Source organism: Mesorhizobium denitrificans, from assembly GCF_003403035.1.
Lineage (GTDB): Bacteria > Pseudomonadota > Alphaproteobacteria > Rhizobiales > Rhizobiaceae > Mesorhizobium_G > Mesorhizobium_G denitrificans.
Genome location: NZ_QURN01000004.1, coordinates 227610 through 242988 on the forward strand (window position 1 = coordinate 227610; position 15379 = coordinate 242988).

The following is a 15379-nucleotide window of genomic DNA, read 5'->3' on the forward strand; positions in this document are numbered from 1 at the left end:
ATGCATCGCCTCGAAAGATTGTTGCGACCGCGCTCAATTGCAGTGTTCGGCGGGTCGTTCGCGGCCAATGTCGTGCAGCAATGCCGCAAGATGGGCTTTGCGGGCGAGGTATGGCCAGTGCATCCGACCAAGCCGGAGGTGCATGGAGTCAAGGCATATCGGGGCGTAGACGATCTTCCCGGAGTGCCGGATGCGGCGTTCGTTGGCGTGAACAGGCTGCTGACAATCGACATTGTGCGGCAATTGCGCGAGCGCGGTGCGGGCGGCGCGATTTGCTTCGCGGCTGGCTTTCTGGAAGCGGGCGCTGACGACGCAGACGGTGCGCGGTTACAGGACGAATTGCTGGCGGCGGCTGGCGATATGCCGATCATTGGGCCGAATTGCTATGGCTTGATAAATTACGCAGATGGCGCGTTGCTGTGGCCGGATCAGCATGGTGGCGAACGGCTGGAAGGCGGGCGCGGCGTTGCGATCCTCACGCAATCATCGAACATCGCCATCAACATGACCATGCAGAAGCGCGGCCTGCCCTTGGCCTATGTCATGACGGCGGGTAATCAGGCGCAGACCGGTCTTTCCGAACTGGCGCTGGGGTTGATCGAGGATGAGCGCGTCTCAGCGCTGGGGCTGCATATTGAAGGGTTTGACTCGGTTACGGGCCTCGAAAAGCTGGCAGCGCGGGCGCGCGAATTGCGAAAGCCGATAGTCGCCATGAAAGTCGGACGCTCGGAGCAGGCGCGCGCGGGCGCATTGTCTCATACGGCATCGCTGGCCGGGTCCGATGCTGCATCGGACGCATTTATGCGGAGACTGGGGATTGCGCGGGTAGATTCGATCCCGGCATTTCTGGAAACGCTGAAGCTGCTGCATGTGTGTGGCCCGCTGCCGGGTAATAAGTTGTCGTCTATGAGCTGTTCGGGTGGTGAAGCGTCTGTGATGGCCGATGCGGCGGAAGGACGGCCGCTGGTGTTCCCGAAGCTGGATGATGCACATCGAGCAAGCGTCAAGGAAACGCTTGGACCTCTGGTGGCTGTCGCCAATCCGCTCGATTACCACACCTTCATCTGGAACAACGAAGACGCCATGCGCCAGACGTTCACGGCGATGGTGTCGGACAGATTCGACCTCAACGCGCTGGTGTTGGATTTTCCGCGAAACGACCGTTGCTCGGACGCCGATTGGCAACCAACGCTGCGGGCGTTCAGAGCAGCTTTGACGGCGAAATCGGCGCGTGGGGCGGTGGTCGCATCGATGCCCGAAAATATGCCCGAAGGCGAGGCCAAGGCGCTCGTTGCGCAAGGCGTCGTGCCGCTGTTTGGCATTGGTGAAACGATGGACGCAGTAGAGGCAGCACATTTCATAGGTGCGGCATGGAGCAAGCCAGCATCTACGGCGGTTGGCGACCGCGCCGCGTTAGTCGGTGAAACACAAGTGCTGGACGAGGCAACGGCGAAAGCGCTGCTGCGTGAGGATGGTCTGAACGTGCCGGCGGGAATTGTGGCTGCAAGCGTTGCGGACGCGGTGGATGCAGCGGGAAAGATCGGATTTCCGCTTGCGCTCAAGGCGCTGGGGGTCGCGCATAAGTCCGAGACTGGCGCAGTTCGCCTGAACCTGCGCGATGCCGATACCGTGCGTAGCGTCGCGGAAGCGCTGTTGCCACTTGGAACGGGGCTCTTCGTGGAAAAAATGATCGAGGGGGGCGTTGCCGAATTGATCGTAGGCATTACGCATGACGCGCTTTTCGGGCCGGTGATGACAATCGGCACAGGCGGTGTGCTGGTCGAGCTTTTGCAGGACAGCGCAACGCTGCTTCTGCCCGCGTCAAGGGACGAGATCGAGCGCGCGTTGCGCGGCTTGAAGATGTTTCCCCTACTGGAAGGTTATCGAGGCAGGCCAAAAGCCGATCTTCGCGCAGCCATCGAAGCAATTGCGAAAATCGGTGCGTTTGCACAGGCTGAAAACATCGAAGAACTGGACATTAACCCCCTGATCGTTTGCGGTGAAGGCAAGGGCGCATGGATCGCAGACGCGCTGCTGGTTCGGAGGACGCAATGAGCGAAGTGATAACGACTCGCCGCGAGGGCGGCATTCTGGAAGTCACGCTCGACCGGCCGAAGGCGAATGCAATTGACCTCGCAACCTCGCGACTCATGGGCACGACGTTCGAGGCATTTCGCGACGATCCAGAACTGCGCGTCGCAATTGTCAAAACGGCGGGCGATAAGTTTTTCTCGGCTGGTTGGGATTTGAAAGCTGCCGCTGCTGGCGATGCCGTCGATGGCGATTATGGCGTGGGCGGGTTCGCGGGCCTGCAGGAATTGCGCGATTTGAACAAGCCGGTGATCGCGTGCGTCAACGGCATGGCAGTTGGCGGCGGATTTGAATTGGCGCTCTCCTGCGATCTGATCTACGCGTCGGATCATTCGAGCTTCGCGCTGCCCGAAATTCGCGCCGGAACGCTGGCAGATGCCGCAACGATCAAGCTGCCCAAACGCATCCCGTATCATGTGGCGATGGACCTGCTTTTGACGGGCCGCTGGATGGATGTGCAGGAGGCACATCGCTGGGGTCTGGTCAACGAGATTCTGCCGCAGGAGAAGTTGGAAGCGCGTGTGTGGGAAATCGCGCGGCTGCTGGCGAGCGGGCCGCCGATGGTTTTCGCGGCAATCAAGGAAGTCGCACGGCGCGCAGAGGCGATGGAATTTCAGGATGCAATGAATTGGGTGACGAAGCGGAAATTCCGCACCGTGGATGAGTTGTATTCGTCTGAGGATGGGCTGGAAGGTTTCAAAGCGTTTGCGGAAAAACGCGATCCCGTGTGGAAGGGGCGGTAGCCAACTTGGTATGCATTCCCTACGGCCAAATGGTAGGGTATAATTTTCCGATGGATATATGGAAAACAATTTTAACTGCCGTCGTGGGTTTCGTGCTCACAGGTGTCGTGGGAACGTGGATCACCTATATTTGGCAGAAAAGAAATTGGCGATTTCAGCAAGATTATGTACGAAACAAGGAGTTGTTGAGTCAGCAAATTCAGATAGTTGAAGGTCTATCTGATTTAATTGGGTCTAGGAGATTTCGGACTTTTCGAGCGACTGCGGCTCTCAGGGGACGTGATGCTGAACGCGTTCGGGTTGCGTGGGAGGAATACGACAAGTCTGTTATTAAATGGAACGAAAGTGTGAATGGATACATAACGAAGTTGCGTCAGTTCTTCTCAAGAAGCCTGCAATATCAGCTAGAAGAAATTATACGAGAATTTCAGCAAATCGGTTCCCTAGTAGAGCAATCAAAAAGAGAATTTGATAGGAGCGATTTCGGTCACGGGTATTTTGAAAATCTTCGAGACATATCAGGCCAAGTCGAATTATTTGGCGGGACTGTAAATACTTATATCGGAAATCTATGGTCCCATATTGACGGACTAAAGGAGCGTTTCGATGGCGTATTCGCAATATCGTTAGAGAATGAAAAACATCTATCAAATTGGTATATATTCAAACAGATATTTGTAAGAAGGCGCGAGTTTTAACGCGTAGCGCTTTCTCTTATCTACTTTTTTCAGCCACAACGGTGTTGGATGTGTGGGGCGCGGATATACTAGGTAAGAGGCAATTTCAGCAGCATCCTCCTCTGTTAGTTCTCCAAGGGATTTACCGAATTCGTTAAATGCGACTGCCTCGCAATTCGGCATCAATCCCCCGTAGTGTTGGACCGGATACCTCGCGCCATAATATGCGATGGAACAATAGCATAAGAGCATGTCTCTTTTTGAAAAGTGCCAATTACACAGATGCGCAAGCAAAATTTCGTATAGTTTACGACTTAAAGTTCGCTCATACCTCGCGGTAACCGTACGAACTAACTGCATCTCTATTGTACTAAAACCACCATGCCGTCTAAGTGTTACTAGGCGCCAAAAGTCTCTCAAAAATGAAATATAATCTATCCCCTTATGGCTATAGTACCTCCTGTCTTCTAAAACTAGAACATACCGATATAAATTAATATAGCTATCACATCTAGTGTCTTGTATGGCGTTATCGAGGAGGTGCAAATCGCCGTATATTCCAATTAGAAAACGCTTCAAAGACGGAAGTCGAAGCGGCTGGTTTCTGAAACGAAGCATTATTCTGATTTTCGAAATTGATTATATTACCCAGCGATCTAATCATCAACGCGCCGACTTCGCAATCGCTTGATTGCAGAGCGGCCAGCCTTGGACTTCAGTCGTCGCTCGACAGACCCCTTGGTCGGTTTGGTTTTCTTGCGCGGCGGCGGTGGCGGCTCGGCGGCTTTGGTGAGCAGTTCGACGAGACGTTCAAGAGCGTCAGCGCGATTGCGTTCTTGCGTGCGAAAGCGGGCTGCTTCGATCTGGATCACGCCATCACGTGTTGCGCGCTGCCCCGCGAGTTTCAACGCACGAGCACGCACGCGCGGCGACAGACCGGGCGCATTTGCGGCATCGAAGCGAAGCTGTACCGCCGTCGCCACCTTGTTGACGTTTTGGCCGCCCGGCCCGGACGCGCGGATAAAGCTCTCGGTCAGGTCGTCGGGATGAATTGCAGCTTCGGCGCTGATATGGATGATTTCTTCCGCCATGACGACTTGATGCCGCCTCACACGAAAAAAGAAAAGGCCGGAAAATTATCCGGCCCTTTCAGAAATGCATGAAGTGATTATTCGGCGGCTACTTTCAGACCGGGCGCCGCGCCACGAACTCCATCGTCGACGTGATCCTCAAACTTGGCAAAGTTGGTGACAAACATGTCGACCAGCTTCTGAGCCTGACGATCATAGGCGTTCGTATCGGCCCAGGTGGAGCGGGGATCGAGTATCTTGCTATCCACGCCGGGCACCGCAACCGGCACGTCAAAGCCGAAATTGGAGTCAGTGCGGAACTCGACGCCCTTGAGCGAACCATCCAGCGCAGCAGATAGCAGCGCACGGGTCGCCTTGATCGGCATACGATGGCCCACGCCGTAGGCACCGCCGGTCCAGCCGGTGTTTACGAGCCAGCAGTCAACGCCATGCTCAGCAATCAGTTCGCGCAGCAAATTGCCATACTCGGACGGATGGCGCGGCATGAAGGGCGCACCGAAGCAGGTCGAGAAAGTGGCCTCCGGCTCCGTCACGCCCTTTTCAGTGCCAGCGACCTTTGCTGTGTAGCCGGACAGGAAGTGATACATAGCCTGCGCAGGCGTGAGCTTTGCGATGGGCGGAAGCACGCCGAACGCGTCTGCGGTAAGCATAACAATGTTCTTCGGATGCGGGGCGCGGCCAGTGGCGCTGGCATTTGGAATGAAGTCCAGCGGATAGGCGCAGCGTGTGTTCTCGGTCAGCGACCCGTCATTGAAGTCGGGTGTGCGATTGGCGTCGAGAACGACGTTTTCAAGCACGGTGCCGAAACGCTGTGTCGTCGCAAAGATTTCAGGCTCGGCCTCAGCCGACAGGCGGATCGTTTTTGCGTAGCAGCCGCCTTCAAAATTGAAGATGCCTTCCGGCCCCCAGCCGTGCTCGTCGTCACCGATGAGTGTGCGGGAAGGATCAGCGGAAAGGGTTGTTTTGCCGGTGCCGGAAAGACCGAAGAACACGGCAGAACTGCCCGCATCATCCGTGTTGGCGGAGCAATGCATAGGCATGACGCCAGCTTTCGGCAGCAGGAAGTTCAGCGCGGTGAACACAGATTTCTTCATCTCGCCCGCGTAAGACGTGCCGCCAATCAGAACGATCATGCGCGTCAGATCGACTGCGATGATGGTTTGCGTGCGCGTACCGTGACGGGCGGGGTCTGCCTTGAAGGACGGTAGGTCGATGATGGTCATCTTCGGTTCGAACGCGGCCAGCGAAGCGCGGTCGGGCCGGATCAGCAGATTGCGGATGAAGAGCGAATGCCAAGCATATTCGGTGACCACGCGCACCGGCAAACTGTTGGCTGGATCGGCACCGCCGACAAGATCCTGCACGAACAGGTCCAGCGAACCGGCCTGCGCAAGAAAATCTTCCAGCAGAATGTCGAAATGTTCCGACGAGATGGCCGCGTTGTTGTCCCACCAAACGGTGTTTTCCGTGGTGGCATCGCGCACAACGAACTTGTCCTTCGGCGAGCGGCCGGTGTGCTGGCCGGTATAGGCGACCAGCGCGCCCTCTGCGGTGATCTTCGCTTCACCGCGCCTGATTGCCTGCTCATAGAGCTCGGCTGCAGCGAGATTCGCCCGGACCTCTCCGCTGGTTACAAGATCCTTGCCCGCAAGCCGTGCAACCGGCTTGTGCCCATTCGATGCCATTCGACGTTCCCCTGTTATATGCCGCCAGTTTCGGTTCGATGAACGCCACTCGCTGCTCGTCGTTATGGCGCACTCTAGCGGAACCAGAAAAACCAAATGATTTCAAATCATTAATCGATTTAAAAAATGATCAAACTATTTCAATCGTTTAAAAAGTGTAGGAAAATCGGTTGAATTTCGACTGGTCCGGCCAGATTTCATCGCGAAACGTTCTTGCACGCAGGACCGATCAATTCCGCTAGATCGACTTGCACCGCATAAGCCACCCGCAGCGCTTCTTGCAACGTGATTTCGTTTTTTCCGAGTTCACACTGGTCGAGCTTATCTTCCGGCACGCCCGAGAGGCGCGCGAGCACTTTCAACGGCATCCTCTGTTTCAGCCTTGCAGCATGGATGTTTTGGCCGATGGTCAGGCACAGATGGCGTAAGAGATGCGTGCGGTAGTCCATGTTCGCCTAACCCCGATACCGCATGGAAGCGCGCTCGCCCGGAACGATCTGTTTTGGCGCGCAAATATTGGAAGAGTTGATACGTCGTGATAAGCAATTCTAGATTTCACCAAAATCAATACAGTGTAATATAAAATAAGAACAGGGTAATATATTGACCCCCTCACAAGTGCGGATGGCGCGTGCAGCGCTCAAAATTGGTGTTCGAGAGTTGGCTGTCATGTCAAACGTCACCACCGCTACCATAACACGCTACGAGAATGAGCGGGGAGGCATGCACGCCGATACTCGCGATAGGGTTCAAGAAGCGCTCGAATCCGCGGGTGTTGAGTTCATTGCCGAGAATGGCGGTGGCGTGGGCGTAAGGCTGCGAAAGAGCAAGTCAATATAAGTTACTCTTGTGGGCAAAATGAGCGGTTTAGCCCTCGTCGTGTGACATTGCCGGGAATCTGTGCCACATTTTGTACCCAATTTGTTTTGCATGAGCCATTCATGAACTGAAGGGACATGCAGCGAATGAAGGAGCCGCAGGACATGGCGACAGTCGCCCTCGTAGACGACGACAGGAACATTCTAACTTCTGTTTCGATCGCCCTTGAATCAGAAGGCTACCGGGTGGAGACCTACACCGACGGTGCTTCGGCCTTGGAAGGATTGTCGGCGCGCCCGCCAAATCTTGCCATTCTCGATATCAAGATGCCGCGCATGGATGGCATGGAACTTCTGCGCCGTCTTCGCCAGAAGACCGATCTGCCTGTGATCTTCCTCACCTCCAAGGACGATGAGATCGATGAGTTGTTCGGCCTGAAAATGGGCGCGGACGATTTCATTCGAAAGCCATTCTCCCAGCGGTTGCTGGTGGAGCGCGTAAAAGCAGTTCTGCGCCGCGCAAGCGCGCGCGAAGCAGGTGCAAAAGCGCCTACGCAGCAAGCGCGGTCGCTGGAGCGCGGGCAGTTGGTGATGGATCAGGAGCGTCACACCTGCACCTGGAAGGGCGAACCGGTTACGCTGACCGTTACCGAATTTTTGATCCTGCATTCGCTGGCGCAGCGCCCCGGCGTCGTGAAAAGCCGCGATGCGCTGATGGATTCGGCCTATGACGAACAGGTTTATGTTGACGACCGCACCATCGATAGCCACATCAAGCGTCTTCGGAAGAAGTTCAAGGCGGTGGATGACGATTTCGAGATGATCGAAACGCTTTATGGCGTGGGATATCGGTTCCGCGAGGCATAAGCATTTCGCCACGCGGCAGGACGCAACGGACTCTGGTGAATGGCAGTTGAGGTGCATTCGAGCAGGCCGGCCGCGGCAAAGCCGCGTCGGCGCTTTGCGCCAAAATTTCTGCGGCGAGCCGGTGCTTCGGTGCGCACCTTTCTTGAACACCATCTGTTTTCGAGTCTCACGCGGCGCATTCTGATTCTTAATCTTGCCGCGCTGGCAGTGCTGGTGGTGGGCGTTCTCTATCTTAACCAGTTCCGCGATGGGCTTATCGATGCGCGCGTAGAAAGCCTGCGCACGCAGGGCGAGATCATTGCAGGCGCAATTGCGGCTTCGGCGACGGTCGAGACGGATTCGCTCAACATCGATCCCGAAAAGCTGTTCGAACTGCAGGCAGGCGAGAATCTTGGGCCGGGGGCGGACCTTGAGAGTCTCGACTTTCCAATCAATCCGGAAAAGGTTGCGCCGGTCCTGCGCCGTTTGATTTCACCAACGCGAACCCGCGCGCGCGTCTACGACCGGGATGCGAATCTGTTGCTGGATTCGCGGCATCTTTATTCGCGTGGACAGATATTGCGCTACGACCTACCGCCGGTGGATGACGAAGAGAACGGCATTCTGGATCGCGCCGAGAGGTTCATCTTTGATCTTTTCCGCAACACAGATCTGCCGGTCTATAAGGAGCAGCCCGGCGGAAGCGGCGCGGGATTTCCTGAGATTATGACAGCGCTTACGGGTAGCCCCGCTACGCAGGTGCGCGTCAATGAGCAGGGCGAGCAGATCGTTTCCGTGGCGGTGCCCATCCAGCGCTTCCGAGCGGTTTTGGGTGTTCTCATGCTTTCCACCGAAGGCGCTGACATCGACAAGATCGTTGCGGGCGAGCGGCGCGCCATTCTGCGTGTGTTTGGTGTCGCCGCTCTGGCGAATGCGGTGCTGTCCGTGCTGCTGGCATCTACGATTGCGAACCCGCTGCGTCGGCTATCGGCTGCGGCTGTGCGTGTGCGCCGTGGCGTGAAGAAGCGCGAGGAAATTCCAGACTTTTCGGCGCGGCAGGATGAGATCGGCAATCTTTCCGTTGCTGTCCGCGACATGACGAATGCGCTCTATGCACGCATCGACGCAATTGAAAGCTTTGCGGCCGATGTGAGCCACGAGCTGAAGAACCCACTGACATCCCTGCGCAGCGCCGTCGAGACGCTGCCGCTTGCGAAAAACGAGACGTCACGCGATCGGCTGATGCAAGTGATTCAGCATGATGTGAGGCGGCTCGACCGACTGATAACCGACATTTCCGACGCATCGCGCCTTGATGCGGAATTGGCGCGAGAGGATGCCCAGCGGGTCGATCTGCGCAAATTCATGACGGACCTGGTGGCGGCTTCGCAGGATACGAGCCGCAACAAGAAGCGAGTTGATATTGAGTTCGTGGCCGAAAAGCCACCGCAAGGCGTCAAGGGGTTCTTTGTCAGCGGTCACGAGTCGCGTTTGGGTCAGGTGATGACGAACCTGATCGAAAACGCGCGCTCGTTTGTGCCGGACGAAGGCGGAAAGATCATTGTGCGGCTTGCGCGTGCCGGCAAATTCAATGTGGTTTCGGTCGAGGACAACGGACCGGGCATTCGCGTTGAAAAAATTGACCGCATTTTTGAGCGCTTTTATACGGACCGACCATCAAGCGAAGCGTTTGGTCAGAATTCCGGCCTTGGGCTCTCCATCAGTCGCCAGATTGTCGAGGCGCACGGCGGCAGGTTGATCGCCGAAAATATTCCCGGCGCAAAGCCGGGTGATCTCAAGGGCGCTCGCTTTGTGGCAAGCTTCCCTGCCGAAAGCTGATAGCTGGAATGGCCGATAATTTGCATGGCACGGCGGTAATTCTCGGTGACCGCGGCGTGTTTATCCAGGGCAGGTCCGGTACGGGGAAAACCGAGCTGGCGCTGGAATTGCTGGCGAGAGTCCAGTCCTGTGGCCAGTTTGCGCGGCTCGTTGCTGACGATCAGCTATTCACATCATCTGCGGGCGGAAAGCTCCTGATGACCGCACCTGAGACGATTGTGGGCATGGTCGAGGTCAGGGGGCTGGGTCCCCGTTCGATCGCCGTGCAGGGTAAGGCGGTTATCGATCTGGTGGTGACACTCGTAGATCCCAAGCAGGCAGAACGGATGCCGGAATCCAGCTTTGTGACCCTTCATTCCGTCCGGCTGCCGGAGCTTAAACTTGCGGCGCATAACGTGCATGACGCAGCGTCAGTTGTACTTGCACAACTGGACATTGGCCTTTTTGATGCTGTGTATATGCGGCAAAATGGCTAAGCCGGCTGCAAATTGGCACTTGTAAACGGGCTCCGGCTCGACAAGATAGCGCTCCACCAAGCGCCCCCCGGGTTGCGGGGGTTGAGTTGAGTGAGGCCAGCGATAACGGCCATACCAGGAGCCAGTACAGTATGATCGGACTCGTGCTCGTCACGCACGGACGGTTGGCCGAAGAGTTCCGCAATGCGGTCGAACATGTCGTTGGACCTCAGGAGCGGCTGGCAACAGTTTCCATCGACGCCGACGATGATATGGAGCAACGCCGTCAGGACATTGTCGAAGCCGTTGCTGCGGTCGACAATGGCTCAGGCGTGATTGTGCTGACGGATATGTTTGGCGGCACGCCGTCGAACCTGGCTATCTCCGTTATGGAGGCTGGGCGCGTAGAGGTTATCGCGGGTGTGAACCTTCCGATGCTCATCAAGCTTTCGTCAATCCGGAAGGGCAATGATCTGGCGAAAGCAATCGAGGAAGCACAGATGGCGGGACGCAAATACATCAACGTCGCCAGCCAACTCCTCGCCGGAAAGTGACAGGTTTAATGTCGGCGCAAATTGATAATTCCCGTGATGTTTTGATCGTCAATCAACGCGGACTGCACGCGCGGGCTTCGGCCAAGTTCGTGCAAACTGCGGGCAGCTTCGATGCTGATGTTTCGGTTGAGAAGGACGGCATGAAGGTTGGCGGCACATCGATCATGGGATTGATGATGCTCGCGGCAAGCCCCGGCTGCCATATCCGCATCTCTGCGACTGGGCCGCAGGCGGAAGAAGCAATTCGAGCGCTGGAAGCGCTTGTATGCGACCGATTTGGCGAAGAGATCTGATCCAGAAAGACATAGAGAGATAAAGATTTGTTTATGTAACATTGCCGAAATGGTGCGTTTCTGCTAGGAGGCGGCAAAATTTGCCGGTGGCTATGAGTGGCTGACCGGTGGATCGCCAATCATTTCAAGCAGGATCACGCATATGGCCGCCCATAAAGACTATGTCGTCGCAGATATTTCGCTTGCTGCCTGGGGCCGCAAGGAAATCGAGATTGCAGAAACCGAAATGCCCGGCCTGATGGCCTGCCGTGAAGAGTTCGGGCCAAGCCAGCCGCTCAAGGGCGCGCGCATCAGCGGATCGCTGCATATGACGATCCAGACCGCAGTGCTGATCGAAACGCTGAAGGCGCTCGGCGCTGACGTTCGCTGGGCTTCCTGCAACATCTTCTCCACACAGGACCACGCGGCTGCGGCAATTGCCGAGACGGGCACGCCTGTGTTCGCGGTGAAGGGCGAATCCCTGACCGAATACTGGGAATATACGGATCGCATTTTCCAGTGGACCGATGGCGGCCCGACCAACATGATCCTTGATGATGGTGGCGACGCCACCATGTACATTCTGATTGGCGCGCGCGCTGAAGCCGGTGAAGATGTGCTATCCAAGCCGGGCAACGAGGAAGAGGAAATCCTCTTTGCGCAGATCAAGAAGCGCATGGCCGCAACGCCGGGCTTTTTCACCAAGCAGCGTGAAGCGATCCGTGGCGTGACGGAAGAAACGACGACCGGCGTCAATCGCCTCTATCAGCTTCAGAAGAACGGCCTGCTGCCGTTCCCCGCAATTAACGTCAATGATTCCGTGACCAAGTCGAAGTTCGACAACAAGTATGGCTGCAAGGAGTCGCTGGTGGACGGCATTCGCCGTGCAACCGACACCATGATGGCCGGCAAGGTCGCCGTTGTTTGCGGCTATGGCGATGTGGGCAAGGGTTCTGCTGCTTCGCTGCGCGGCGCCGGCGCGCGCGTCAAGGTTACGGAAGTTGATCCGATCTGCGCGCTTCAGGCCGCAATGGACGGCTTCGAGGTAGTGACGCTCGAAGACGCTGCTCCAAATGCGGACATTGTCATTACCACCACAGGCAACAAGGATGTCATCACGCTCGACCACATGCGCGCGATGAAGGATATGGTCATCGTTGGAAACATCGGCCATTTCGACAATGAGATTCAGGTGGTCGCGCTGCGCAATCTCAAGTGGACGAACATCAAGCCGCAGGTGGACATGATCACCTTCCCCGATGACAAGCGCTTGCTGCTCTTGTCGGAAGGTCGTCTGCTGAATCTCGGCAATGCCACCGGACATCCGAGCTTCGTTATGTCTGCATCCTTCACCAATCAGACCTTGGCGCAGATCGAGCTTTGGACCAATCAAGGCAAGTACGAAAACAAGGTCTACGTGCTGCCGAAGCACCTCGACGAGAAGGTCGCGCGCTTGCATCTGGACAAGCTTGGCGCGAAGCTGACCCAACTCAGCAACGAGCAGGCGAGCTATATCGGCGTTACGCCGCAGGGGCCTTACAAGGCTGACCACTACCGCTATTAACCATTCCTGAAAAAACACAACATATTGTGGCCGGGCGCTTGACTTTTCGCCCGGCTCATATTTTTCGCACGCGCCTCCTTCACGCCGATTCGCCCATTCGGTATCTTAGTGATTCGCAGCGCTCGTTAATCACTGGCGGGGAGCAAGTGAGCGCGAAGCACCGTTTGCGGCGGAGAGGTATAAAATGCCGGGGGAAGACCCGCGCGACGCGGGAAATGCCGTGTCGGGCGGCCAAAAGGATTCCAGTCCAAGGGTTGCAACGCCGATTCGCGTGTCGATGAGGCGCGCGCTGACCCGTGTGAGCGCATTTGCGCTTGCGGGCGGCCTAGGCGTTGCGGAAGTTCTGGCACAGGAGCCGGAGGCTGCATTGCCGCACTTTCCTATGCTTTCGACGCCTGAGGTCTTGCAGCTTGCAATCGTCGCCGGGGTGCTGCTGGCAACCTTTCTGACGGCAATAACTCTTATCCGTGATAGAGCCCGCATCTCGACCGAGAACGCCGACATCAAAACTCGTTTGGCGGAAAGCACCGCAATTGTACGGCGATATGAAGCGCTGATGAGCTTCCGCGACCAGCGGACGATTGTGTGGGCTTCGGATGCCAAAAAGGCCGATATTGTTGGCGCATTGCCTGCGGAGAGTGGCGCGCCTGAAGACAGGGCTCAGTTTCTGGCGTTTGGGCGCTGGTTGAACCCGCAATCCGCTGCGATGCTGGATCAGGCAACCGCGGCACTGCGCGAACATCGCCGTAATTTTGATCTGATGGCAGAGACGCAAAACGGTTCCGTGCTCGAAGTACAGGGTCGCTACACCCCCGCATCCGTACTGGTTCGCTTCATTGCGCTTTCGGCTTCCCAGCAAGCACAAGCGCGGCTGCGATTGGAAAATCAGAAACTCGTTTCCGATTATTACGACCTGCTTTCGATGATGGACGGGCTGGAAATGCCCGCATGGATACGCGGTCATGATGGCAAGCTGAAATGGGTCAATCGAGCGTATGCGGATGCTGTCGAAGCAGCTGACTCGGAGGCAGCGGTGCATTCGAGCCGTGAGTTGCTGGGAACGCAAGTGCGCGAGGAAATCGCAATCAAGCATCGCACCGCCGCGCTTTACCGGGACGATATTTCCACGGTGATGCATGGCGACCGGCACATGATGTCCGTTGTTGACTTCGCCGGGACGAATGGCGGCGCGGGCCTCGCTCGCGACATCAGCGATCTGGAGATGCTGCGCGACAAGCTCAAGCGTGCAGAGCAGAACCATGTTGAGACGCTGAACCACTTGATGACTGCTGTCGCGATCTTCGATGCGCAACAGAAGCTGCGGTTCTACAACAACGCGTTCCAGCTTCTTTGGGACATAGATCCCGCATATCTGGATACCGCGCCTGAGAACGCTCTGCTGCTCGACCATCTGCGCAGCCTCGGCAAGCTCGGCGAGCGGCCAGACTGGCGGGGATGGAAAGAAGGCATTCTCGCAGCTTATCGAGCGGTCGATCCAAAAGAAGATCTTTGGCATCTGCCGGATGGGCGGACTTTGCGCGTCGTGGGCAGCCCGCAAGCAAATGGCGGTGTGACGTGGGTGTTTGAAAACCTCACCGAACAGATGCAACTGCAGAGCCGCTATGCCACCGAAGTGCGGGTGCGCGGTGAAACGCTGGACAATCTGGCCGAGGGCGTTGCGGTTTTCGGGCATGATGGGAAGATCAAACTTTTCAACCCTGCTTTCCTGCGATTCTGGGAGATTGAGCCCGGCACCTTGCAGATCGACACGCATATTTCTGCATTGCGCGCACGCTCTGACGCCGTCGCGAAGGACAGCCCGTGGAGCGAGTTGATGGCCGACATCACCGGCTTCGACGCCGAGCGCCGAGATCGTCAAGGGCAAACCGAACTGATTGACGGAAAAGTGCTGCGCTACGCCGTGATTTCACTGCCGAACCAGCAAGTGATGGTCACCTTTATCGACATGACGGACAGCGTGAATGTAGAGCGCGCGCTGCATGAAAAGAACGACGCGCTGCAGCGCGCCTATCGGCTCAAGAATGATTTTGTGCAGCACATTTCCTATGAGCTGCGCACGCCGCTGACCAATATTCGCGGCTTCGCGGAAGTGCTCGCGATGGGGCAAACCGGCGAACTGAATGAACGGCAGCGCGAATACATCGACCACATCAACGCGTCGTCGGTGGTGTTATCGGAAACGATTGACGATATTCTGGACCTTGCCACCGTTGATGCCGGCTTCATGCAGCTTGATATGGCGGAAGTGCCAATAGGGCAGGCTATCGACGCTGCCGCTGCTCTGATCTCGGATCGTCTCGCCGAGCATCACATCGCGCTGAAGCTTGAGACGAAGGCGGCGCCGCGCACCTTCTACGGTGACGAAATGCGGGTCAGGCAGGTGCTTTACAATCTGCTGAGCAACGCTGCCAACTTCGCTCCGCCTGAGAGCACGATAACGCTGGCGTGCCGCCAGGTGCACAATGGCGTGGAGTTTTCTGTACACGACGATGGTCCAGGCATGTCTGAGGAAATGCTCGGCGTGGTGTTTTCTCGCTTTGAGGCGCGAGCAAATGGCGGCCGCAGGCGCGGCGCTGGCCTCGGCCTCTCCATCGTGAAAAGTTTCGTAGAATTGCATGGTGGAACGGTGAAGATTGAGACCGGTTCCGGCAAAGGCACCACGGTCATCTGCTTCTTTCCTTTTCCGCCTGATGGCGGCATACGCGAAGCCGCAGAGTAGGCCG

The 15379-nt window shown here is 56.7% G+C and carries 14 protein-coding genes; 10 read left to right on the forward strand and 4 right to left on the reverse strand.

All coding sequences use genetic code 11. The features are described from left to right. From DY251_RS06190 to DY251_RS06200, 3 genes are read left to right on the forward strand one after another with little or no spacing between them, the layout of a single operon-like run. Complete coding sequence (locus tag DY251_RS06190) at window positions 1–2055, forward strand: acetate--CoA ligase family protein (RefSeq protein ID WP_116622990.1); 2055 nt, start codon at window positions 1–3, stop codon at window positions 2053–2055. Then, window positions 2052–2834: a carnitinyl-CoA dehydratase gene (locus DY251_RS06195; RefSeq protein WP_116623138.1), complete on the forward strand. Its 783-nt coding sequence runs from the start codon at window positions 2052–2054 to the stop codon at window positions 2832–2834. Before DY251_RS06190 ends, DY251_RS06195 begins: the two co-directional genes overlap by 4 nt. Further along, entirely contained in the window at window positions 2819–3532 is a 714-nt protein-coding gene (locus DY251_RS06200; protein ID WP_137113407.1) for a hypothetical protein, read from the forward strand. The genes DY251_RS06195 and DY251_RS06200 overlap by 16 nt, the downstream gene beginning before the upstream one ends. Here DY251_RS06200 and DY251_RS21935 read toward each other — a convergent pair. From DY251_RS21935 to DY251_RS06220, 4 genes are all read right to left on the reverse strand, one after another. After that, window positions 3482–4129, reverse strand: a complete 648-nt coding sequence (locus DY251_RS21935; RefSeq protein ID WP_116622992.1) for a biosynthetic peptidoglycan transglycosylase — start codon at window positions 4127–4129, stop codon at window positions 3482–3484. The two genes, DY251_RS06200 and DY251_RS21935, sit on opposite strands and share 51 nt — an antisense overlap. Before the next feature lie 38 nt (window positions 4130–4167). Then, on the reverse strand, window positions 4168–4602 hold the full coding sequence (gene arfB / locus DY251_RS06210) for an alternative ribosome rescue aminoacyl-tRNA hydrolase ArfB (RefSeq protein ID WP_116622993.1): 435 nt from the start codon (window positions 4600–4602) through the stop codon (window positions 4168–4170). 77 nt (window positions 4603–4679) lie between these two features. Further along, window positions 4680–6287 (reverse strand): phosphoenolpyruvate carboxykinase, encoded by a 1608-nt coding sequence (locus tag DY251_RS06215; RefSeq protein WP_116622994.1) that lies wholly within the window; start codon window positions 6285–6287, stop codon window positions 4680–4682. A gap of 197 nt (window positions 6288–6484) precedes the next feature. Beyond that, window positions 6485–6736, reverse strand: coding sequence for a helix-turn-helix domain-containing protein (locus DY251_RS06220; protein ID WP_116622995.1), 252 nt, complete (start codon window positions 6734–6736; stop codon window positions 6485–6487). 534 nt (window positions 6737–7270) lie between these two features. On the opposite strand from DY251_RS06220, the gene DY251_RS06230 reads away from it, so the two are divergent. From DY251_RS06230 to DY251_RS06260, 7 genes are all read left to right on the forward strand, one after another. Next, on the forward strand, window positions 7271–7972 hold the full coding sequence (locus tag DY251_RS06230; protein WP_116623139.1) for a response regulator transcription factor: 702 nt from the start codon (window positions 7271–7273) through the stop codon (window positions 7970–7972). Between the two features lie 39 nt (window positions 7973–8011). Next, window positions 8012–9790, forward strand: coding sequence for a sensor histidine kinase (locus DY251_RS06235; protein WP_116622997.1), 1779 nt, complete (start codon window positions 8012–8014; stop codon window positions 9788–9790). An 8-nt stretch (window positions 9791–9798) separates the two neighbouring features. Next, window positions 9799–10266, forward strand: coding sequence for an HPr kinase/phosphorylase (locus tag DY251_RS06240; RefSeq protein WP_116622998.1), 468 nt, complete (start codon window positions 9799–9801; stop codon window positions 10264–10266). Window positions 10267–10397: 131 nt separating this feature from the next. Then, window positions 10398–10799, forward strand: coding sequence for a PTS sugar transporter subunit IIA (locus DY251_RS06245; RefSeq protein ID WP_116622999.1), 402 nt, complete (start codon window positions 10398–10400; stop codon window positions 10797–10799). Between the two features lie 8 nt (window positions 10800–10807). After that, entirely contained in the window at window positions 10808–11092 is a 285-nt protein-coding gene (locus DY251_RS06250) for an HPr family phosphocarrier protein (protein ID WP_116623000.1), read from the forward strand. A gap of 142 nt (window positions 11093–11234) precedes the next feature. Continuing rightward, complete coding sequence (gene ahcY, locus DY251_RS06255) at window positions 11235–12635, forward strand: adenosylhomocysteinase (RefSeq protein ID WP_116623001.1); 1401 nt, start codon at window positions 11235–11237, stop codon at window positions 12633–12635. A 184-nt stretch (window positions 12636–12819) separates the two neighbouring features. Next, entirely contained in the window at window positions 12820–15375 is a 2556-nt protein-coding gene (locus DY251_RS06260; RefSeq protein WP_116623002.1) for a sensor histidine kinase, read from the forward strand. The last annotated feature ends 4 nt before the right edge of the window (window positions 15376–15379 follow it).